General features: G+C 40.7%; 13 protein-coding genes. 6 read left to right on the plus strand and 7 right to left on the minus strand.

The features are described from left to right. Positions 1-83 precede the first annotated feature (83 nt). The 3 genes from NPUN_RS11410 to psbA all read right to left on the minus strand — a co-directional run bounded on the left by NPUN_RS11410 (position 84) and on the right by psbA (position 8,285). Complete coding sequence (locus NPUN_RS11410; protein WP_012408857.1) at positions 84-1,598, minus strand: hybrid sensor histidine kinase/response regulator; 1,515 nt, start codon at positions 1,596-1,598, stop codon at positions 84-86. Positions 1,599-1,628: 30 nt separating this feature from the next. Next, positions 1,629-7,034, minus strand: a complete 5,406-nt coding sequence (locus tag NPUN_RS11415; RefSeq protein ID WP_012408858.1) for a trifunctional serine/threonine-protein kinase/ATP-binding protein/sensor histidine kinase — start codon at positions 7,032-7,034, stop codon at positions 1,629-1,631. 168 nt (positions 7,035-7,202) lie between these two features. After that, positions 7,203-8,285, minus strand: a complete 1,083-nt coding sequence (gene psbA / locus NPUN_RS11420; RefSeq protein WP_012408859.1) for a photosystem II q(b) protein — start codon at positions 8,283-8,285, stop codon at positions 7,203-7,205. A gap of 26 nt (positions 8,286-8,311) precedes the next feature. On the opposite strand from psbA, the gene NPUN_RS41745 reads away from it, so the two are divergent. Further along, positions 8,312-8,449 carry a hypothetical protein gene (locus NPUN_RS41745; RefSeq protein ID WP_167315607.1) on the plus strand — a complete coding sequence of 46 codons (138 nt, stop codon included), beginning with the start codon at positions 8,312-8,314 and terminating at the stop codon, positions 8,447-8,449. Positions 8,450-8,706: 257 nt separating this feature from the next. On the opposite strand, the gene NPUN_RS11425 is transcribed toward NPUN_RS41745, so the two are convergent. Beyond that, positions 8,707-9,132, minus strand: a complete 426-nt coding sequence (locus NPUN_RS11425; RefSeq protein WP_012408860.1) for a nucleoside deaminase — start codon at positions 9,130-9,132, stop codon at positions 8,707-8,709. 88 nt (positions 9,133-9,220) lie between these two features. Here NPUN_RS11425 and NPUN_RS11430 point away from each other — a divergent pair, with 88 nt between their 5' ends. From NPUN_RS11430 to NPUN_RS11440, 3 genes are all read left to right on the plus strand, one after another. Next, complete coding sequence (locus tag NPUN_RS11430) at positions 9,221-10,012, plus strand: ion transporter (protein WP_012408861.1); 792 nt, start codon at positions 9,221-9,223, stop codon at positions 10,010-10,012. A 59-nt stretch (positions 10,013-10,071) separates the two neighbouring features. Continuing rightward, complete coding sequence (gene fghA, locus NPUN_RS11435; protein ID WP_012408862.1) at positions 10,072-10,959, plus strand: S-formylglutathione hydrolase; 888 nt, start codon at positions 10,072-10,074, stop codon at positions 10,957-10,959. Between the two features lie 370 nt (positions 10,960-11,329). Then, positions 11,330-13,768 (plus strand): hypothetical protein, encoded by a 2,439-nt coding sequence (locus tag NPUN_RS11440; protein ID WP_012408863.1) that lies wholly within the window; start codon positions 11,330-11,332, stop codon positions 13,766-13,768. 251 nt (positions 13,769-14,019) lie between these two features. Here NPUN_RS11440 and NPUN_RS11445 read toward each other — a convergent pair whose 3' ends face one another. The 3 genes from NPUN_RS11445 to NPUN_RS41750 all read right to left on the minus strand — a co-directional run bounded on the left by NPUN_RS11445 (position 14,020) and on the right by NPUN_RS41750 (position 19,590). After that, positions 14,020-16,236 (minus strand): FUSC family protein, encoded by a 2,217-nt coding sequence (locus NPUN_RS11445; protein ID WP_012408864.1) that lies wholly within the window; start codon positions 16,234-16,236, stop codon positions 14,020-14,022. Positions 16,237-16,807: 571 nt separating this feature from the next. Beyond that, positions 16,808-18,439, minus strand: a complete 1,632-nt coding sequence (locus tag NPUN_RS11450; RefSeq protein ID WP_012408865.1) for a DUF1565 domain-containing protein — start codon at positions 18,437-18,439, stop codon at positions 16,808-16,810. Between the two features lie 992 nt (positions 18,440-19,431). After that, complete coding sequence (locus NPUN_RS41750; RefSeq protein WP_167315608.1) at positions 19,432-19,590, minus strand: hypothetical protein; 159 nt, start codon at positions 19,588-19,590, stop codon at positions 19,432-19,434. Positions 19,591-19,610: 20 nt separating this feature from the next. Here NPUN_RS41750 and NPUN_RS11460 point away from each other — a divergent pair, with 20 nt between their 5' ends. Together NPUN_RS11460 and NPUN_RS11465 are read left to right on the plus strand one after the other, a co-directional pair. Further along, positions 19,611-21,944 (plus strand): GMC family oxidoreductase N-terminal domain-containing protein, encoded by a 2,334-nt coding sequence (locus NPUN_RS11460; protein ID WP_012408866.1) that lies wholly within the window; start codon positions 19,611-19,613, stop codon positions 21,942-21,944. 228 nt (positions 21,945-22,172) lie between these two features. Then, complete coding sequence (locus tag NPUN_RS11465) at positions 22,173-23,222, plus strand: alpha/beta hydrolase family protein (protein WP_012408867.1); 1,050 nt, start codon at positions 22,173-22,175, stop codon at positions 23,220-23,222. Positions 23,223-23,252 lie beyond the last annotated feature (30 nt).

Raw genomic sequence — 23,252 nt, forward strand, 5'->3', positions numbered from 1 at the left:
AGAAACAAGTCAAATCCTCTTCCCTTCTGCCTTCTGCCTCCTGCCTTGTTTCTTAGGAGAGGGATAATACACATCTCTATAAATTAGATTTTAACCTTCACTGGGTCTTGTATTGAAATATCGATGACAAACTCTGTACCCTTACCTGGCATGGAAGAGCAGCTTAAATTGCCTCCATGCTGTTGCACCACAATCGAGTAACTAGTCGATAATCCTAAACCTGTACCACTGCCTATAGGTTTAGTGGTGAAAAAAGGATTGAATATGCTGTTTAGTGTCGACTCATTCATGCCTGGACCATTGTCAGCAATACGAATCAGTACCTTATTAGCATCGTGAATTTCAGTGCGAATGTGAATTATGGGGAGCGGACATTGGGAAAATATCTCACTTGTGATTTCCCCGTCGCCAGCGATGCACTGAGCCGGTCGTTGTGTCCCCATTTCCAAAGCATCAATTGCATTACTTAAAATATTCATAAATACCTGATTGAGGTCACTGGCATAGCATTTGACCAAAGGCAGTTGACCATATTCTTTAATTACTGTAATTTTTGGATGATTATCATTAGCTTGAAGTCGGTGCTGTAAAATTAACAGAGTGCTATCAATGCCGGAGTGAATATCTACTGGTTTAATTCCCGCTTCATCTAGGCGGGAGAAGTTACGCAGTGAGTCCACAATATGTTTAATACGTTCAGCTCCAGCTTGCATTGAGTTGAATAGTTTAGGTAAATCTTCCATCAAAAACGGTAAATCAATAGACTCTGTTGTAGTTTGGATCGCCTTCACTGGAGCGGGATAATGTTGTTGATAGGTTTTGATGAGTTTTAACAGAGCCTGCACATAAGTTTCAGTATGAAACAAGTTGCCATAAATAAAGTTGGCAGGATTGTTTATTTCGTGAGCAACTCCTGCAACCATTTGCCCTAAAGACGACATTTTTTCAGCTTGAATCAGTTGAGCTTGAGTTTTTTGAAGATGGTCTAAGGCTAGAGTTAATTTAGAATTTTGGTTTTCTATTGTGAGGATATTACTGTAGGAACGGAGGGAAGAAATCACCACTGTAATCAGTTTTTGTCGTGTCAGTTCTGTCTTCAGGCGATAGTCGTTAATATCGTAGCCCAGAATAACTGAGGCTTCCGGCGCTTCTCCAGGCTGACCTGTACGTAAAACAATTCGTACTTTGTGGTTGTGCAATTCTGCTCTAATATACTGAACCACCTGTAATCCAGCATCATGTGTTTCCATAACGACATCCAGCAAAATTAATGCTGTATCTGGATGTGCCTGGATTAAAGACTTCGCTTCTGTACCAGAGTAAGCATGGAAAAACATCAGTGGTTTACTCTCAAAGGTGCAATCTTCCAGAACTAGGGTCGTGGCTCGATGGACTAATACATCATCATCCACGATCAAGACTTTCCAAACTGCTACAGGCGCTGGTGGAGAGTTTGGAACCGCTTGGGAAGTAATATCATCTTCATTGCTTGGTTGTCTACCATCGTCATCTGCAAAGATAAACGCATCATTGTTGTCCGCAAAGACGAAAAGAGCGTCAGTTGCTGAGTTGGAAACCCTTTGATTTTCGCTCGACATACTCGATCCTCTCATCCCTAATTTTGGCGTTTATGGAGTAACCTGTGGTTCAAGTGGAAGGGTTACTATAAATAGAGTTCCCTTCTCCACTTCGCTTTGCACATTGATTCTTCCTTGCAATTTTTGGGTGACTAGATTATAGACAATATGCAGTCCTAACCCTGTTCCACCGCGATGTCTGGCGGTGGTGAAGAAAGGTTCAAAAATGCGGCTTAGATGCTCTTCAGGGATACCACAGCCATCATCACTGTATTGAACGATCGCCCGATCGCCTTGCTGCAAGACCTGAAAGTACATCTGCCCAGCTTCTCCGGGCTGATATGCGTGCATGAGGGAGTTCATTACCAAATTGGTGACAACTTGTGCCAATGCTCCTGGATAACTGCTGATGGTTACAGTATCATCACCCGTCACAGTCACCGTATGTAGTGTTTGTCTTAAATTTGGTGCCAAACTAAAAAGTGTTTCTTCCAGATAGACTTTAACCTTAATAGTGCGTTGCTCCAAGTTGGTTTGATCGACAGCAACCTGTTTGAAACTTTGCACCAATTCTGCGGCATTATTAAGGTTTGTCAAAATAATGTCTCCGCATTCTTTAGCAATGTTTAGGTAGTTGGTCAAATCAGACCGTTTCAGCTTCCCCTGCTCAACTGTCGCCATGAGAGCGGTAGTTTTATCAATCAGGGTTGATACCAATGTGATGCTAGTTCCAACAGGGGTGTTGACTTCATGAGCAACCCCTGCGACAAGGCTACCTAAAGCAGCCATTTTTTTGGATTCTACGAGCTGATCTTGAGTAGTTTTGAGTTCTTCTAGAGCTTGAGAAAGTTGTTGAGTGCGATCGCTAACTTTCTGTTCGAGAGTATTGTAGAGATTAGCATTTTCGAGCGAAATGGCAGCTTGGGATGATAGAAGCTTAACAATTTCTAAACGGTCTGGTGTAAACGCTTCTGTAGCTAGGTTATTTTCCAGATACAAAATTCCCAGCAGTTTACCTTGATGCACAATGGGATTACATAGTAGGCTTTTGGGCTGCTGCTTTCTGATGTATAAATCATTTACCAAAGTCGCCTCTGTACTAGCATCAGCGATGACATGGGATTTTAGACTCCGTTTGACAAGGTAAATCAGACTGAGAGGAATATCAAAACTCCGATCGATTGGCAATCCTGGCCCAACGCTGGGTTCTTGTCCTAGTTGAGCGATCGCTTCTACTCGCAAGTCATTATCCTGGATCAAGATCAGCACACATTTGCTAGCTCCAGCATTGGTCATGATTGCATTGAGCAAGCTAATCAGCAATTTGTCTAATTGAATCTCGCTAGACAGGCTCTGGGAGGCTTTGAAGATAGTGGCAAAATCCAAGGCTTCAGAGATAGAAGTACTGCTGGAGCTAGATGTTTGCGTCGGTTGATGAATCGTGCGGGCAGGTATCGCGAGGGTTTCTAAGGGCTGGAAAGTGAATTGCTTTTGTTGCAGAATATGTTGTAGTAATTGCGGATAACGTGTTTCCAAGTCATCGATTTTAGCTTTGGCATCCCAACGAGAGTAGCAGTAGTAGGCTTCTTGGATGTAGGCTTGAGCCACCTTTTCTCCGCCCCAATTGAGGTAGAATTTGGCTGCCAACTCATTGCTCAGTGCTTCTTCGTTAAGGTAGCCATTTTCTTTAGCACCCGCAATGGCGCGATCGTAATACTCCATTGCTTTGAGCGTATCTCCCATCACCCGCGCTGTCTCTGCCTCAACTAAATCATACTTGTGCTGGTAATTAGCAGGAGCATTATCAGCCCAGTCGCGCATAAGTTTTTGGTTGGTAAATACCTGGTTGAGCCAACGTTCCGACTGGTTACAATCTGCCTCCTCTAGACAAGCTGAACATAATGCAAGTAAGGACAAAGAGTAGTAAAAGTTATGTCCAGTAACAAGTAGTAAACCAAAGGCTCCATCTACAAACTCAGTAGCCTGCTCTGCACAGATTACAGCCTGTTCATACTTTTCAAAGGCATAAAGGATAACTGTTTTGGCTACATAGGTTGCAAATAGTGACTGATGATTATGGGTGCTATGAAAATGCAGTAGCATTTCCGTTTCATTAAAATCAGTACCAGTTAGGTGAAACCGATCGGAGGCTTGTCCAAGAAAGTTTAAAGTGAGTTGCTTCCAAATCTTGGCATAATCAACACAATGCTTTTGTTTAAAGTTTAAAAGTAGATCGATATATTGTGTTTGCTTTTTCTCAACAGAATCTAGAGGTTCTCCAATTAGGAATAAATGTGCAGACTCAGCCATTATTGAATAGCTAGTGTATTCGATGTCTCCGACCTCTAGTCCACACTGCATACTTTCTTGTAAAAATGTGAGTGTATTTCGACCATGCTCCTTACAAGCACAGATAAAAACACCAAAGAGCATATAAATTTTGGAACTGTGTTCTTTGGCATGATATTGCTTTAAGAGGTTTAGAGATATTTGACCTGAGTGATAAGCTGTATCTACATCTTTGATTACAGCACACAGAAATAAGCCATAAATTCCATAAACATAAGCAGCCAAGGATGAATGTCCCTGCTCAAGACAAAGCTGGAGCATTGTCAGCGCTACTGACGGAAACATATCTGGTTTGACATGATGAACAGGAGGAGTAATGCTAATCAGCAACCGGAGTGCAGCCAGAGATTCAGGATCGATCATCTCTGGAATATTGGCTAAACTTGTCAACTCTGGTAGTTGCTGTAAATAATTTTCCTGCTCTACACCAGGTAATCTCAACGAAATTTTTAACTGTTCTAGTGCTTTTAACCCTGTTTCAATAGCTTGAACTTGCCGATCTTGGGCAATATAAACTTGAACTTTTAGCTCATAGCTTTTAATTCTGTGCAACAGATGCGTGGTTTGCTGCAATATCAGGTCTGTTAGAGTTATAGCTTGTTCAAAGTGGGTATTTAAGTATTCTGCTTCTGCGGCTTCTTCATACAGCGCCAGCATTAGAAGATACTGATTTTGCCAGCTATCTGCTGCTAGCAGTTCTATTCCTAGCATAAAATATTGAACCGCAGCAGTATAGGCAGTGGAAGCCTTAGCTTTTCGTCCAGCTACTAGATTTAACTGAGCTAGTTGATTGCGTTCGTTCTGTTGAGTAATTAACTCCAACCCCATGTTTAATTGATTAACAATTTGAAAAATTTTCTCTTGTCGCTCGTCCGCAGAAATATTATTTAACAGTAACTGTCCAAGTTTTAAGTGAGTAGTCTGTTTCTCATCTTCAGGTATTAGAAAATAAGCCGCTTGTTGGACGCGATCATGCAAAAATTTATAAGTAACTGCTTGTGAGCTTTGCCCTGCAATTGTTTGACTTTCCTCACCCACATAGAACTTATAAACTTCAGTTTGAGGTAAGATTAACCCCTCTTGTAAAGCTTTCCATAAGGCTGTTGCGGTTTCGGCTTCTGACGTTTCAGATACATTCTTAGAGCTTGCACCTCGCGCGATCGCTAAGGTTGCTAAGTCAAATTCGTTACCAATGCACGCCGCTAATTTCAAGACTTCCTGCGTTGCTGTTGGCAACTTTTGCAACTGCAATGCCATGAATTCAACAACATCATCCGTGAGAGCTAACGCTTTCACTTCCGAAATGTCATACTGCCAATTTCCCCGAGCAAAATCAAACTGGATCAGCCCATCTTCATGCAGTGCTTTGATAAATTGTGTACTAAAAAATGGATTACCTGCGGTCTTTTGATATACCAGTTGAGTTAATATTTGTGCGGCTTCTGGCGAACAACTGAGGGTATCGGTAACTAGTTGATTTAAACTTGCTGCACTCAACGGTGCTAGTGTAATAATGTTAATTGTGACTTTGGCTTTAGCAATCTCTTCTATTGTCAACATCAAAGGATGAGCAGCAAAAACCTCATTATCGCGGTAAGCTCCAATTAATAATAAATATCCTCCCTCTAAATCATCCATCAGCAACTGCATTAACTTCAAAGAAGCTGAATCTGCCCACTGCAAATCATCTAAGAAAATCACTAGGGGATGTTCTTTGGTCGTAAATACTTGAATAAACTTCTGAAATAGTAAATTAAAGCGATTTTGTGCCGCAGTTCCAGATAAATTGGGCGCAGGTAGTTGTTGACCAATAATTTGTTCTAGTTCTGGAATCACCTCAATAATGATTTGCCCATTATCACCCAGTGCTGCTAAAATTTTGTTTTTCCAAGCTGATAATTGGGTATCATTCTCACTCAGCAATTGCCCTACTAAATCTCGAAACGTCTGTACAAAGGCAGAAAAAGGAATATTACGATTAAATTGATCAAACTTGCCTTTGATGAAGTAACCCCGCTGTTCGGCAATCGGCTTATGAACTTCGTTAATAATCGCCGTTTTACCAATACCAGAAAACCCTGCGACTAACATCAGTTCCGTTTGATGATTAGTAACGCGGTCAAATGCTTCTAGCAAAGTTTTCACCTCTTCTTCCCGACCGTAGAGCTTTTCAGGGATAATGAAGCGATCGCTAACATCTCGTTGCCCAATCGAGAAACTTTCAATTTTGCCCGTTTGCTGGAGTTGATGCAAACAAGTTTCTAAATCATATTTCAGCCCAAATGCACTCTGATAGCGGTTTTCGGCATTTTTCGCCATCAATTTCATAACGATATCACAGAGTACCTGGGGAATTTCCTCCCTTCTGCCTTGTGCCTCCTGCCTTCTGCCTTCTGCCTTCTGCCTTCTGCCTTCTAGGGGTGGCGGTAGTTTGGCAATATGGCAATGTACTAACTCCATCGGATCGTTTGATTGGAACGGTAATTGTCCCGTTAGTAACTCGTAAAAAGTTACGCCTAGAGAATAGAAATCAGACCGGTAATCTATGCCGCGATTCATCCGTCCGGTTTGTTCTGGCGACAAATAAGCGAGTGTTCCTTCCAATACATTGGGATTCTTTAGGGTTTGGGTTTCCCGTGGCAGCAGAGATGCAATACTAAAGTCAATCAGTTTGACATCGCGAGTTTCTGGATTAATGAGAATATTGGCAGGTTTAATATCTTTGTGAATAATGCGATGACGAATGAGAATATCTAATATATTGCACAGGGCGATCGCTAAGGGCAAAAATTCCATGAGAGTTGGCACAGTTCCCAATTGCTTCAGAGAAATTCCCCCAAAGTCTTCCATTACCAATGCATAACCATTCTGGTAAGTTTCCAAGCTGTAGGTTTGAATGATCCCAGGGAAGTTAAGATTTTTGGCAATGGTGTACTGATTGCAAAACGACAACAGTTCAGTGAAGCTGGGATAAGGGTTTTTCAGCAGCTTGATGACTACAGGCTGTTGGTCAGTCTTTTTATATCCGCGATAAACCAGGGTTCTTGAACCGTTGTAAAGTTGTTCGCTAATGTGATATCCGCTCATACTGACTTGGGTACTAGCCATACTGCTGAATTCTTGAGGTTTCAGCTTTTAGTATTCCCCGATGAACTCCCGTAATTTTTAGACAGGTATCGAGTAAATACCTTATCTATTGCTAACTTAAACTAAAAAGCGCCCTCCCGAGCTGGGAGAGCGCTTTATTATTTAGCTAATAGAGTTAATGTTTGAGAATTAACCGTTGATAGCAGGAGCAGAAAGAGCAACAGGAGCAGATTGTGCAGATGCCAAATCTAGAGGGAAGTTGTGAGCGTTACGCTCGTGCATTACTTCCATACCGAGGTTAGCGCGGTTGATTACATCCGCCCAAGTTGCAATCACACGACCTTCAGAGTCAATGATTGATTGGTTGAAGTTGAAACCGTTCAAGTTGAACGCCATTGTGCTTACACCCAAGGCGGTGAACCAGATGCCGATTACAGGCCATGCTGCGAGGAAGAAGTGCAGTGAACGGCTGTTGTTGAAGGAAGCGTATTGGAAGATTAGACGACCGAAGTAGCCGTGAGCTGCAACGATATTGTAGGTTTCTTCTTCTTGACCGAATTTGTAACCGTAGTTAAGGGACTCGGTTTCGGTGGTTTCACGAACTAGTGAAGATGTTACAAGAGATCCGTGCATTGCAGAGAACAAGCTTCCGCCGAATACACCAGCTACACCTAGTTGGTGGAAGGGGTGCATCAAGATGTTGTGTTCTGCTTGGAACACGATCATGAAGTTGAATGTTCCTGAGATACCTAAAGGCATACCATCAGAGAAAGAACCTTGTCCGATGGGGTATACCAAGAATACTGCGGTTGCTGCTGCAACAGGTGCAGAATATGCGATCGCAATCCAAGGACGCATACCTAAGCGGTAGGATAGTTCCCATTCACGACCTAAGTAGCAGAATACGCCAATCAAGAAGTGGAAAATTACCAATTGGTAAGGACCGCCGTTGTACAACCACTCATCTAAGGATGCTGCTTCCCAAATTGGGTAGAAGTGCAAGCCGATGGCGTTGGAGGAAGGTACTACTGCACCAGAGATGATGTTGTTTCCGTAGATTAAGGAACCTGCAACTGGTTCGCGGATACCGTCGATGTCAACGGGAGGTGCAGCGATGAAGGCGATTACGAAGCAAGCGGTGGCGGCTAGCAGGGTTGGGATCATGACTACGCCGAACCAGCCGATGTAGATGCGGTTGTTGGTGCTGGTGATCCACTCACAGAATCGATCCCATACGTTGGCGCTTGAGCGCTGTTGTAAGGTTGTTGTCATTGTTTTATAAGTGCGGTTAGTGATTTATGAATCAGGCTCGTTTGTCTTTGCCTGTGAATACACTTTACAATGCTTTACATTTTTTAATCAACTATCTCACTTTTGTAAACCTGATGGAACTCATCAGCTTTGCTTATTTAAAGCCCAAGTTACAAGCAAGCTAGAGGATTTGATTTCAAATGAATTTCCGCGATCGTTTACCTAAATCTGCAATATTGCGGTTACTTATACTATTTACATGTGAGTGAAGCTGCACAAAACCAACCTTGATAAAGCAAGGGGGCTGAAGCCGCTTATATACAACCTCACAGATAACGATGTTGGGGACAAAAATATTCCAACCAATGCCCGTAGCCACTTTCAAGACGGTCGCTACAATGATTTGCACTTAACCTAATGAAAAAGTTAAATGTGTTGTAGTTTATTTAAATAACTCCAAACATTCATTTTTTAAAATGCCTTTGGTGACTTTGATGTTTCTAAATGATTTAGCGATTACCTCTTCGCAAGATAAATTAATTTGTGATTGATTTATCGAGATTAAGTCTTGAATTGAAGCACCATATACAATTTCTGATAAACCACTCCAAACACAAGCAGTTGCACACATTGGACAAGGTTCGCAAGTTGTATATATACTATAACCTTCTAAAAAATGGTTTTTAAGTTTAGCTGTTAAACTACGAATAACGTTGATTTCAGCATGGGCTGATGGATCGTTGTCTCTGCTGACAGTATTATGAGCTACGGCAACAACTTCATTATCTTTAACAATCACAGCACCGTAAGGCGTATCTCCTTCTTTTGCTTGCGCCAAAGCTAAACGCATAAAATATTCTGGAATCATAGAAAGTGAGGTTAATATAAGGATAGTGATTAATAATATCGTATTTATGATGCTATAAATGGGAATTAAGATTAGTTAATAGTCGAATATGTTATTGAGCAGACAAGAAACAGAATTCTACTTAAAAGACCTAGAAACACCAATAGGTAAGGCGATTAATTTAACACTTGCCGCTTTGGTACTACTATCATCAGGAATTTTTGTCGCAGAAACTTATAACATTCCTGATTATGTGCGATTTCAATTACATCTAGTCGATACTGCGATCGTCATCATATTCGCGGTGGAATATTTACTCCGTTTGTGGAGTGCAGAAAACAAAATTCAGTATGTTTTTAGCTTTTATTCGATTATTGACTTAATGGCAATTTTGCCATTCTTTCTAGGGATGGTGGATATTAGCTTTATCCGACTACTGCGATGGTTTCGGATTTTACGATTAATCAGGTTTATAGATAGAAAGTTTTTATTCGCTACTATCAGCACCGAAGATGGCATGATCTTTACGCGAATATTATTTACATTATTTGCAATTGTTTTTATTTATTCTGGCTTAATATATCAAGTAGAGCATCCGGTTAATCCTCAAAATTACGGTACATTTTTGGATGCATTCTATTTCTCTGTTGTCACAATGACAACTGTGGGATTTGGCGATGTTATTCCAATTTCTGAATTAGGACGTTTGCTAACGGTATTGATGATTTTTACAGGAATTGCACTGATTCCCTGGCAAGTGGGGGATTTAATTAAGCAAGTTGTGAAAACTGCTAATCAGGTAGAAATGGTTTGTTCCAACTGTGGATTGGCTTTCCATGACATAGATGCTGGGTTTTGTAAAAGGTGCGGGGCCAAGTTACCTAGTCACAGGGTTGATTGAAATGCGATGTCTACGGCGGTATATAGTGCTAATTACCGGGTAGTTCGAGAATATAGTCAATGCCTAACGTTAACGTCATTTCAGAATATAAAAGCTTTGGTGGCAAACTCGGCTTTTACAGTCATTTCTCCTCCACGTGTAATGGTGAAATGCATTTTGCTGTTTATCAACCACCACAAGCAACTCATAAACCTGTGCCAATTCTCTATTTTCTCTCTGGGTTGATCTGTACAGAAGAGAATTTTATGGTGAAGGCGGGGGGAGTGCAACGGTTTGCGGCTGAGTACGGCTTGATGCTGGTTACACCAGATACTAGTCCGCGTCATACTGGCATTGCAGGCGAGGATGATGATTGGGACTTTGGTACAGGTGCAGGCTTTTATGTTGATGCGACAGAAGAACCCTGGCGTAAAAACTACCAAATGTATAGTTATGTTGTCCACGAACTACCTTCTTTAATTAACGCAAATTTCCCCACCCAACCTGAAAAACAAGGTATTTTCGGTCATTCAATGGGGGGACACGGGGCGCTTGTTTGTGCAATGAGAAACCCAGAACTTTACAAATCAGTATCAGCCTTTGCACCTATCACTGCACCTATGCGTTGTCCTTGGGGACAAAAGGCTTTTGGTGGTTATCTTGGCAGAAATCAAGAAAGTTGGCGCGCTTATGATGCTAGTGAATTAGTCAAACAAGTAGGATATCACAGTTCAATTCTCATTGACCAAGGGACTGCTGATAAATTTTTAGCTGAACAATTACTACCGGAAGTGTTTGAGAAAGCTTGTGCAGATGTTAAGCAGCCGCTAAACTTGCGTTACCAAGAAGGCTATGACCACAGTTATTATTTCATCGCCAGTTTTATTGAAGATCATATCCGCCACCATGCGATCGCTTTATTGGTTACAGCGGTTTTCATCTATTTAAACCCCACGTTTCTATTTTGATTTTTGAACAAAGATACGAGAGAGTACAGCAGGTCTAAAAGTCTTACAAAAAACATACAAATTGCCACATGGCAGTGAGTATATGTAAAAGAGCAGTTATAATTCCCACAATCATTAGACATCTTGCAAAAGTAACTTTTGCAAGATATTAGGGAAAGATGAAAGGTTAAAGGAAAATTCCATGCTGTACCTCTTCCCCTTTCCCCCACTTCTGCAAAAAGTCTATTGCAGCCCATCTCTTAATCCTTTCCAGGATCAAGGAGCAGAGTTCTTAGAGTTTAAGAAGGTAGTTAAGCGAACATAATATTTATTGAAACGGCGATCCATGACAGATATATAATTAGTTGAGCTTTATTAGTGAGCAATAAATATGAATGATTTTGTGCGTTATCAGCGTAGAAAAGACTATATCATCCTTTTAATAATTTGGCTGATAGCATTAGTTATAGATAGAACTTGGTTTTTATTAGATAATTCGATTCCATCCTACGATCAAAGCGCACATTTAACGACAGCATTACATCATTATAGGATTTTTCAAAACTTTAATATCTTCTCAGAAAATTGGTGGTTATCTCTGTGGCAATTAACTCCAAGTTATCGCGCTCCTTTTTTATATATTTGCACTGTACCATTCTTGATGTTGTTTGGGCGTGGGTATGACCAGGCTAGTTTGGTCAACTTATTATATACTGCAATGATTATACTTTCAGTATATCATTTAGGTAACTTTTTATTTAAAAACCGAAAAACTAGCATAACTGCCAGCGTATTTTGTTTATTATTTCCTATTTTAGGAATAATCAGAACAGATTATTTATTAGATTATGGGTTAACAGCAATTGTTATAGTAACTTTCACAATTTTGACAATTTGGAAAGATAGTTATGTTGGGTTTTTATCATGGGGGTTAACTCTCATATTGGGCGTAGGGATAGGTTTAATATTGTTGACTAAACCTACAGGATTTATTTTTATTTTAGTTCCTAGTATTTGGACATTAATTAGTTTTATTATAAAACGTAAATTCATTAAGCTAATACAAGCTTGCTTGTCTTTGATGATAGCTTGGTTAATTTGTGGTTTTTGGTATAGCTTAAATTGGTTAACAATTATTACATCGGCATTAAACGCTAACCAAGTTGGAAAAGGGGAAGGCGATCCTTCTGCCACAACTATTGCTGGATGGTTATTCTATCCAAAGATTATCCCAGAAAGCGTTGGTTTTCCAATATTATCTGTGAGTATTGGCATTTTATTGGTTTATCTTATTAAATATAAATTTACTATTGATTTAACTCCCATATCTATTCATAAATCAGCTCGAATTTGGTTATTAGCTACCTTACTAAGTAGCTATATAATTTGTACTTTAGGTACAAATAAAGACATTAGATTTATTCTGCCGTGCTTTCCTATTATTAGTTTAATATTGGCAGATTTATTTAACCTAATTGAAAATATATATTTTGATAGGCTGAGATTAGCAACTCTGGTATTAAGTAGTATATTGTTACTCAATAATTTGTTTCCATTACCCCTAATTCAAGCATGGGGTGGTAAACATTTTCCTAATAATGATGGCAACGAATATCCTTTGGGTCAAGTAATAAATAAAATCATTGAAAAAAATATATATTTAAGATCAACTTTAGGGGTAATTCCCGTTTCTACATCTCAGGTAAATGAGTTTACTTTAGATTATTTTGGCGCATTAGCAGATTTTCGCGTATATGGCAGAAAATTCACATATAATTTATCTCAGGCAGAGGAAGATTTACAATATTTTTCTTGGTATGTCATTAGAGATAATGAACCAAACCAACTAGGAAATAGTGGAGAGATTAAACGAAAATTAAACTCTTTAGTCAAATCTTCTACTGATTTGAAATTACAGGGTGATTGGATATTACCTAATGGAGATAAACTTCGATTATATAACCGTAAGAATCCTTATGTAGTTGTTCAAAAAATCAGCAATAGTGAATCTGTTATTAGGCTAGAAAAAGTTGAGATTTCTCAACAATTAATTTTAGATAAGAATAACCCTGTAACATATCAAATAACAGGTTCATGGGATAATTTGCAAAATGGTATTTTACTATTAAAATGGCAAAATGGTCAATCATCTTGGGATCACGATCATGCCATTGGCTTGGGAAATTTATACTGTGGTATCAAATGTCATCCTAAAGGAACTTTCCAGGTGAAAGAATCCTTAGCCACATTTATTCCTAAAACTTTACCAGTAGGAAAATATAAATTATCAGCACTATATTTAGATAGAAGAACCAACAAAGCCACATCTTTAAGTATTCCAGATATTACTGTAGATGTGACAGATGTAGGAACAGCAGAAAAATCCCCGCCTTTAGATTTAGTTACTCGAACTTCACAACTAGCACAAGAGTTACAACAGGGTAAATTAAATAATATATTTGCACAGATAGATAATTTCAATCTATACGATCCTACTCAAGATTATTTAAAACAGATTGGATTTGCGGCTAATTATCATCTGCAAAGAGAGCCAAATAACTTAAATTGGCGTTATACTCTAGTCTTATCACAAGTTTTACAGCGCCAAGTGCCAGAATTAATCCAAAATTTAATAGAATTAACTAAATATGATGCTAAAAATCCTTACATATATCTTTATTTAGCTGTTGTTTATTTATATAACTTTCAACCTGCACAAGCTGAACAAAAATTAGCGATAGCAGAACAATTAAAACCAGATATCCCAGAATTAAAAACTTTAAGGCAAGTAACAAATATTATGAAATTTTTGCCATTAATCCATTTTTGAAAGATTAGCAAGGAACAAAATAATATATAGCAATCCGATAGCGAAGCGGTAGCGAGTCAGACGCTCCTGCGTCGCTAACGATGCGCTATCGAGCGTCTTTGATTTATAAACTTATTTGTGTAGGAGGCAATAGGCAACAGTCAAGAAGGCTCTTTGAGTTGTACTGAATTTTTTCAGAAATCAAATATGAGTCCTACAGCAGTCTTATTTGATTTGCGAAAAATCGGGACTTGCTGATAAAAAAATGCGCTTTATTTCGTGGAAATTAGCCGTTCCATCGCTGAGTGCATAGCAGTCAACCGACGGACAATCTGATTGATCTCCAAATCTAATATGCTGTAATCAATGACTGCTTGACGAACAGGTGTATGTCCTTGATTGACAGCTAACTCTTGTATTCGGGCTGTACGCAGTGCTTGCAGGTGCGGTTGGATTTTTTGCAGCGTTTCTTCCAAGCCAGGTAAGGGCGGTGGGGTAATTTCCAGTTGTACTGAATCAGCTAACTGCTCTAACATTAGCGAAACTTGGCGGACAAAAGTTTCTAATTCCGGCAGTGGTACTGTTCCTCGAAAATGTTCGAGATGTACTGCTAAAACTGTCACGGAGTTAGTAAAACGTCCCATGTACACCAACAGCGTCATTACTGGTTCTACTAATTCTTTGGGCATTTGGGGTTCGCGCAGCAATCCTTGAAATGAGGCTTGAGCATTGCCAATTGCCAATCCCGTTTGTCGCCGTTGACTGATAATGGTGGAGTCACGCTCTTTTGTCCCCTGGTAAACAGCCATCACATCCCGAAAGTATTTGTGGCATTCTCGCAGTGCAGTGGCGAGTTGGCTGGGTAAGCGATCGCGTTCCCGATTTGGCAATATAAAGTAATGGCTTGCAAAAGCCAGTCCCGCCCCAATAAATGTATTCAACACGCGGAAGCCAGCAAATTGCCAACCAATGGGATGACCAATATCGATAATCAGTAAGACAAATATTGATAAGAAAATCACCGAATACCCATAGTTGACAGTGATTAGGGAAATGCCAAAAAATACTGTCAACACAATGATGATGTCTAACACAGACTTACTGGTGATAGTTGCAACTAAAACAGCTGCTAACACGGCTCCCAATATCGTCCCGCCAACTCGCTGAAAAAACCTCTGGAAAGTTGCACCTAAGTTCGGTTTCAGGACTAGGATGCTTGTCAGTGTCACCCAATACCCCATTGGTAAATTAGTAATGCTGTATAGGATTACGCCTACAGTGAGAGTTACACTAATGCGGAGAGCATGACGAAAGATTGCTGAATCTAAGGTGAGGTTGTCTTTGAGTAAACTTAAGAGCGATCGCTGTTCATCTTCAACTACAAGAAGTTTATCTATATCTCGGCGACTTATCTTGTTATGTTCTACCAGAGATTTAACTGTCTGAGCCGTATATTGCAACTGCTTGATCAGTTTTTCTATCATCAGCACCAGGTTAGTGAAAGCAACGAGGGTTGTGTAGTCTGTCTCACTCCCAGCAATTGCTTTTCTTTGCAGACTTTCTTGTTCTTTTAGTGCCTCATAAATGCGGTTAAGATTTCCCAAATCGATGCTAGCAGGCTTGCGAGATATGACTTTCGCTATGGCTTGCAAAACGACTGATATTTGTTCGAGTGCATCGTCTACTAATTGCTGAACTGCGTGATATTGCTGTTGTTGGAAGTGTGTTTCTAGTAACTCTGTTAAAGCAATAACTGAGCCAAGCAAGCGATCGCCATCCTGAATTAGCACCAATAACTGCTCATCCATCCAACTCCGAGCCGGCTTTCCAATCCGTGCAGTACCTAAAGTAGTCCGTGCTGTCTCTAATGCCTGTCTAATTTCGAGAATATTTTCAGGTGTTGCCACCTTACCGAGAAATGCCTGAATGTATCTGGCGATTCCACTGAAGCAATCAGCCAAAGCTATTTTTAGTGGGTCATAAGGTCTAAAAGGCCACATTACTAAAGAAAGTAACATCGCCCATCCACCTGCAATCAGACATAGCAGCGATCGCATAAGTGCGGCTTCCAGATTTCCTGGCTGTGCGATCGTCGAAATAAATGATACCCCTACAACCAGACCGACATTTGCACCAGCATTACCATATATCGACGCAAAACCTGAAGCAAGTCCCCAAAGAAATGTAAGTACTACAGATAATCCTTGAATTTTAGCGACTAGAGTACCCACAAATACTGAAACAGCCATTCCCAAAGTAGCCGCCACCATTGCCTTAGCTTTGATCTGGTAAGGGCCACCAACATTTGCTAAGTTGACAAAGTGAGCCATTAAACCGACAAATAATCCGCTTTCCCTTTGGTTGATCAGTTGCCCAATTAGCATCGGAACTCCCAACGCTAATGCAGCTCGCAAGCCGTTGGATATTGCTGGTTTTCCTTGCTCTGGCTGGATCAGAGACCTGAGAAAATTACTTCGATTCAACTGCATTGTTTTTTTAACAAAACAAAAGTTTTTAGGGCTTACGCACGGGTAACGGAAAACGTAGACACGTTCGCGTAGCGTCTCGTAGAGAAGTGGCTTGCCGCAGGCTACCACAGAGGGCGCAGAGGTCACGGAGGAATGAGAGTTTTAGAGGGTTTTTGCGTAAGTCCTAGTTTTATTTGGATTTTTTTAATATTCTTATATATTTAGATTTATTCTAATTCATCGTGGGCAAGTGAGAGCTTTTCGAGAAAGTGAATATTAGGATGCACTTTTGCTACTTTATCATTGACAGAATGATTGCCAACTAAGCTTCACAGGTATATGCCCCAGAGATTGCTAAGGCTGTGTAACTAATTGTAGCCAAAGTTATGCTTTAGATAATTTGAAGTGATCCGAATAATTTGCCTCCATTGGAGTAGAAACTAAAAACGGCGTTTTTTGAAATGAAGTATAAATTTGATCTGTCTCTAATTTATAACTATTTTCTAGGGGCAATTCATGTAACTGCGAACGTGGCTACATGAATTGCCCCTACAAAAATAATCCGATTGTGCAAAATAAATTAGTTGAACAATCAAGCAGTCAGAATATAAGGCGAGTCGATCGCCGCTACACGACCAGCATCTACCAAGGCTTGGTATACCATCGCCGCTACCTCAGCGCGTGTAGCATCACGGGTAGGATTGAGTTGTTTGAGGTTCGGGTGATTGACAATAATCTCCTTGTTTATAGCTTTTACTACCTCATCCTTGGCATATTCAGGAATCTTGGCTTGGTCATCGAAAGCTTTAATAGATGCTGTACCATCAGCAGATAGCCCCAACCCATTCACGAGGGAGACAATCACTTGCACGCGCTGAATATTTTTGTTCGGACCGAAAGTATTGTCAGGAAAACCAGAGAGAAATAAACCTTGATATGCCTGCTGAATAACCTTAGATGCCCAGAAATCTGCGGGTACATCTTTGAATTTAACCACGGGGCGATTTGGCGATGGGTTGAAAGCTTTTACCAATAATGCGGCGTATTGTGCCCGTGTCATCGTAGCATCGGGTTTAAATGTGCGATCGGGGAAACCATTAACTATCCCTAATTTGACTAATTCCCGAATAAACCCACCTGCCCAATGATTACTAATATCGGTTAATTCGATAGTAGGTGTGGGGGTTGGTGTCGGCGTTGGTGTTGGTGTTGGTGTTGGTGTTGGCGTTGGTGTTGGCGTTGGCGTTGGTGTCGGCGTTGGTGTCGGTGTCGGGGTTGGCGTTGGTGTTGGCGTTGGCGTTGGTGTCGGGGTTGGCGTTGGTGTCGGGGTTGGCGTTGGTGTCGGCGTGGGAACCGAACTATCTGCAAACTCTATACTTCCCGCGACTTTAGACGCATCTATTTTATTTCCTATAGAAACCAGCTTGTTGGAACTGGCATTTTGCAAATCAAATTTACCGTTATTGCGTAAAGTATTACCTCCTAAGTTATTAGTACTGCCGATATCCGGTAGGGCAGTTCCAATTACTGTGATACCATCATCGGTGTTATTTTCACTGACATTGTTACGTAATAGAGGACGGGCACTACCAGAGATGACAATCCCAGAACGGTTTTCGTAAATTTTGTTATCTCGAAGGATGGGTGATGCAGTATCACTAATAGCAATGCCAAAACCTGTTTTGACGCAGGTATTACCTTGAATTTGACCTTTGGAATTTTTAGCGATCGCAATTCCATTGGCTGCATTCTCACTGAACAAATTACCTAAAATAATTGGGTTCGCCTCACCTGTAGCAAATACTCCCTCCCGCTTACAGTTGGTGAAAGTATTATTAGCAACAGTAGGAGCAGTTGATTCAATCCAGACACCACTACCACGGCTAGCCAGATTTGTTACAGTGACCCCCCTGAGTTCGGCTTTATCCAGCAACACAAATGTGACATTCTGAGCAGCGAAGGTACGGCTCAAGTAGGTACCACTACCTTCAATCAAAATGCCCTTACCAGTGTTTATTTCATTACCCACCACTGTCACGCCAGATGGAACCGTTAGCGGAAAGACTTCACCGCTAGCAACATTATAATTACCATCTGCTAGTTGAATCTTGGTATCAACAGTAGCTACCTTAAGGGCTTGGGTAATAGTTTTGAATGGGGCTTGTTGGCTACCAACGTTGGTATCGCTACCTGATACTGGATTTACATAAAAAGTTTGAGCCATATTTATACTTCCAAAAAATACATAGCTATCTTAGCGCTAACTATAAAAGTAGGTAGCGATTGATGCATTAAGTAACTTAAAGTACTTCTCACTGCAAAGTTTAAAAATTATGCATATCCGCTATGCCAGCAAAAAAGGACTAGAACCACTTACTACGCTTTTTCAAATCACTGTATTTTCTGTTGCTTTGGTAATGTAACGGAGGATTGAATCAAAATCTTGACGAAGTTCAGCAAGTTGTCTTACCCAAGTGTTAGAAGGTGCGATCGCACTTTCTTCTTGTTGACGTGCGGCTGTAATTTGCTTGTCAATCTCGCCGTATACCTTAAATTCTGTTGCAACTCAGAAAGGTGATAAAACAATGGCGTTCCTATTTCACCCTTCCGAGCAGCCAAACTCAATTCGCTTTTCAAATTTAGCCCCTTCCCCTTTACCCTTTACCCAGACCAAACCCAGCAATTTTGGGTTGGCAGACTACTAGCACCATGCTTTAAAGTAAGTGAACGTAAATAATTGTCGTTAGGATAAGGCAATAGGTATAACAGTTTTAGCGTACTTCATTTTTCTTTACATAGTTTGATTTTATTCTGGCAACTTACTTAACCCGTAAACAAAATCGAATTTAACATTGCCAAAAATTGTCTGCAATGCTACGCTGTGACTGAAATTGTACATACTATAAATATGTATAAATTTCAGAGTTAATTTAATCATTAGCTGGGTTAATTTAAGTAAAAAAATATTAACTTTTTTGTTAACCTGCATATAATACCCAATTAGCTCCGATAACTGAATCGTATAACTGAAATTTGTTGTTTAATCCAAATTAATCAGGCTTTAGTTTTGATTAAAGCCACACATAACTTATTCATATAACCCCTTTCTAAACCTCCCGTCCATAGGGATAGAGGCTCTGATTCTTACTAACCTTACCTTTTAGTGAAGGGTTTAGGGGTAATGTTTGAGTGCAATTTGTACACGACAACAAATTATTATCGACACCATTTTTCTTGAATTTTCTGGAAAAGCTTTGATTGCTTTTGAATTCCAATACTAGTAGTTAAAAATCCTGCTGCATCATTAGAAATCTTGATTAGATTAGCTTTTGCCTCCATCTGTAATCTAGATGAAGTGTATATTTTCATGTCCATAATTGCTAAGGATGAATACAATGACTCGTTTATCCAGCCCGATTGAAAACTTAAAAAGTTCCTATACAGTTGTAGTTATTGGTTCTGGTTATGGTGGTAGTATTGCCGCATCGCGTTTAGCACGAGCCGGACAGCAAGTGTGTATTTTAGAGCGAGGGAAAGAATTTCAACCTGGTGAATATCCCAAAACTCAAAGCAAAGCATTGGCACAAATGCAGATAGATTTGCCACAACATCATCTAGGTTCGCACACAGCTTTGTATGACTTTCATGTGAATAAAGACATTAATGTCTTTATTGGTTGTGGACTAGGTGGAACATCTTTAGTTAACGCCAATGTGTCATTACAAGCTGAACCGCGTGTATTTGCAGATTCACGCTGGCCAAAGGAATTGCGTGATGATGTCGGGACTTTATTAGCCGCAGGTTATCGTCGTGCAGAGGAAATGCTCAAACCTACTCCCTACCCTGAAAATTTTCCTCCACTACCAAAATTACAAGCTTTAGAAAAGTCGTCTAAATATTTGAATGAAAAGTTCTATCGTCCCCCCATCAATGTGACATTCCAAGATGGGGTGAATCATGTCGGTGTAGAACAAAACAAATGTAATCTCTGCGGTGATTGTGTTTCTGGCTGTAATAATAAAGCCAAAAACACCGTGTTGATGAATTACCTCCCAGATGCAAAAAACCACGGTGCAGAAATCTATACACAAGTTTCCGTGCGACGAGTTGAACGTCAGGGGAATCGCTGGCTAGTCCATTACCAATTATTAAACACGGGACAAGAAAGCTTTAACGCTCCCACAATGTTCGTCAGTGCTGATATTGTGATTCTGGCGGCTGGGACATTGGGATCTACAGAAATTTTGCTGCGTTCTCAAGCTGCTGGTTTAGCGGTATCTGAGAAATTGGGACATAATTTTACAGGCAATGGAGATGTTCTAGCTTTTGGCTATAACACCGAGCAAGTAATTAACGGTATTGGTTTTGGCGATCGCCCGGAGAATGCCCAAGAACCAGTAGGGCCATGCATCACCGGTATCATAGATATGCGAGAACAGCCCCAATTAGATAACGGACTAGTTATTGAAGAAGGCTCAATTCCTGGAGGTCTGGCTGCTATATTACCCCAAACCCTTGCGGCGGCTGCCAAAATTTTAGGTAAAGACACCGACTCTGGTTTAGGCGATCGCATCGAAGAAAAAATCCGCGAAGTTGAGAGTTTGACTCATGGTGCTTACACTGGTGCAGTCCGCAACACCCAAACCTACTTAGTCATGACCCATGATGATGCAGCCGGACAGATGTACTTAGAAAATGACCGTCTCCGCATTAAATGGCAAGATGTAGGAAGCCAACCCATTTTTCAACGAGTCAATAATCGTCTTACAGAAGCCACCGAACCCCTAGGTGGTACACAAATTCCTAACCCCATTTGGTCTGATGCCTTTGGTCATGACTTAGTTACAGTCCATCCACTAGGAGGCTGTATCTTAGCGGAAGATGCTGAACACGGTGTTGTCAACCATAAGGGACAAGTATTTGCTAGCAACCAAGGAACAAACGTCTACGAAAACTTATATGTCGCTGATGGTTCTATAGTTCCTCGGACATTAGGTGTAAATCCATTACTGACAATCTCTGCTCTAGCGGAACGCTGCTGTACCCTCATTGCTAAAGACCGGGGTTGGACGATTAATTATGATTTGACTACCCCGCCCATAGTCAACGGTGACACTACCCGTTCTACCACAGTCGGTATTCAATTCACCGAGACCATGCGCGGCTACTTTTCTACCGCAGTCAAAGACGACAACTATCAGCCTGCATTCTGGCAAGGCAAACAAGACAACTCGCCTCTAGAGTTCACCGTTACAGTAATTGCCGATGACTTAGACAAACTACTCAATGACCCCGAACACCTAGGGAAAATAGTTGGTATAGTTAAAGCCCCCATTTTATCACCAGAAGCCCTAACCGTCACCAATAGCGATTTTAATTTGTTTGTTGTCCAACAAGGCCAACAAAACACCAGACAAATGCGTTATCGCTTACACATGATGACGCAATCAGGACAACGTTATTACTTGAAAGGCTTCAAGCAAATTCATGATGACCCAGGATTCGATGTTTGGTCTGACACCACCACACTATTCATCACCGTTTATGAGGGCGACAGTGAAAATGATCCCATCGTTGGTCAAGGCATTCTCAAAATTCAGCCGATGGACTTCATCAAACAAATGACCACTATGAAAGTTACCAACGCAGATACTATTGGGGAACGCCTACAAGCAATAGATAGATTCAGTCGTTTCTTTGCCGGCACTTTAGCGGAAGTCTACATTTAACTTTAGGAGATAGGGGGGCAGGAGGCAGGGGGCAGGGGGCAGGGAACAGGGGGAGCAGGGGAGAATTCGTAATTCGTAACTCTTCACGGGCTGAACCTTAGCTATCCGCTAACAGCACTCCTCATTGGCTAAACCTTAGCTATCCGCTAATAGCACGGGCTAAACGCCCCGCTATCGCTAACGGAACTGTTTTGCCCAATGCCCTAATCTTTTAACAAATCTATCAAAATGAACACCACAACATATACTCAATCTTTACAAGAAAGAATAGTACCTTTTACTAGCAAAGATGGCTTTGAATGTAACTTAATTAACGTTAGAGGTGAAAAGCCTCCTTCTAAATCGCCTGTATTACTAGCGCATGGTGCAGGAGTCAGAGCAAATATCTTTCGCGCTCCTGTGGATACTAATATAGTTGATTACTTAGTTGCTCATGGTTATGACGTATGGTTAGAAAACTGGCGTGCCAGTATTGACTTAAATCCTAATCATTGGACACTTGACCGAGCCGCAGTGAATGACCATCCACAAGCGGTGAAAACAATTGTCGAAGAGACGGGTTATGAAAAGATCAAAGCTATCATCCATTGTCAGGGATCTACTAGTTTCATGATGTCTGTGGTGGCTGGCTTAGTCCCACAAGTCAAAACTATTATCAGCAATGCCGTTTCACTGCATCCGATTGTACCTTCATGGTCATCTTTCAAAATTAATTTTGCAGTACCAGCCGTCAATTTCCTCACCGATCATTTAAACCCACAATGGCAAATAGATTCACCAAGTCTAGCTGCAAAAATCATCTCTCTGGTCGTGGGTCTTACCCATCACGAATGTAATAATTCAGTCTGTAAACAAGTTAGCTTTACTTATGGGACTGGCTTCCCGGCATTGTGGGAACACGCCAACCTCAACGAAGCCACCCACGAATGGCTAAAGCAGGAATTCGCCTATGTGCCGCTCAGTTTTTTCGCACAAATGTCTCAGTGCATCAATCGTGGACATCTAATTTCTGTTGATAACTTCCCCAATTTCCCAAAAGATTTTATTGCCCAACCACCAAAAACCGATGCCCGTATTGCATTTTTTGCTGGGCAACTTAACCGTTGCTTTCTCCCACAAAGTCAGATAGAAACTTTTAAATATTTTGACTCTCTGCGTCCTAGTTACCATGCTTTACACGTTCTGGATAACTACAGTCATTTAGACATATTTATGGGTAAGAATGCAGCCAAAGATGTGTTTCCCTTAATGCTTGCAGAATTAGAAAAGACTGTTTGAAAAGTGCAGATTCCATTCTCTAGACCTGTG

It is taken from the genome of Nostoc punctiforme PCC 73102 (assembly GCF_000020025.1).
Lineage (GTDB): Bacteria > Cyanobacteriota > Cyanobacteriia > Cyanobacteriales > Nostocaceae > Nostoc > Nostoc punctiforme.

Excerpts from the sequence above, each read along its gene's own strand:
- NPUN_RS11415 (WP_012408858.1), bottom strand. The coding sequence starts at position 7,034 with ATGGCTAGTACCCAAGTCAGTATGAGCGGATATCACATTAGCGAACAA.
- NPUN_RS11445 (WP_012408864.1), bottom strand. The coding sequence starts at position 16,236 with ATGCAGTTGAATCGAAGTAATTTTCTCAGGTCTCTGATCCAGCCAGAG.
- NPUN_RS11430 (WP_012408861.1), top strand. The coding sequence starts at position 9,221 with ATGTTATTGAGCAGACAAGAAACAGAATTCTACTTAAAAGACCTAGAA.
- fghA (WP_012408862.1), top strand. The coding sequence starts at position 10,072 with ATGCCTAACGTTAACGTCATTTCAGAATATAAAAGCTTTGGTGGCAAA.
- NPUN_RS41745 (WP_167315607.1), top strand. The coding sequence starts at position 8,312 with ATGAATCAGGCTCGTTTGTCTTTGCCTGTGAATACACTTTACAATGCT.
- NPUN_RS41750 (WP_167315608.1), bottom strand. The coding sequence starts at position 19,590 with ATGGACATGAAAATATACACTTCATCTAGATTACAGATGGAGGCAAAA.
- NPUN_RS11440 (WP_012408863.1), top strand. The coding sequence starts at position 11,330 with ATGAATGATTTTGTGCGTTATCAGCGTAGAAAAGACTATATCATCCTT.
- NPUN_RS11465 (WP_012408867.1), top strand. The coding sequence starts at position 22,173 with ATGAACACCACAACATATACTCAATCTTTACAAGAAAGAATAGTACCT.
- NPUN_RS11425 (WP_012408860.1), bottom strand. The coding sequence starts at position 9,132 with ATGATTCCAGAATATTTTATGCGTTTAGCTTTGGCGCAAGCAAAAGAA.
- NPUN_RS11410 (WP_012408857.1), bottom strand. The coding sequence starts at position 1,598 with ATGTCGAGCGAAAATCAAAGGGTTTCCAACTCAGCAACTGACGCTCTT.
- psbA (WP_012408859.1), bottom strand. The coding sequence starts at position 8,285 with ATGACAACAACCTTACAACAGCGCTCAAGCGCCAACGTATGGGATCGA.
- NPUN_RS11460 (WP_012408866.1), top strand. The coding sequence starts at position 19,611 with ATGACTCGTTTATCCAGCCCGATTGAAAACTTAAAAAGTTCCTATACA.
- NPUN_RS11450 (WP_012408865.1), bottom strand. The coding sequence starts at position 18,439 with ATGGCTCAAACTTTTTATGTAAATCCAGTATCAGGTAGCGATACCAAC.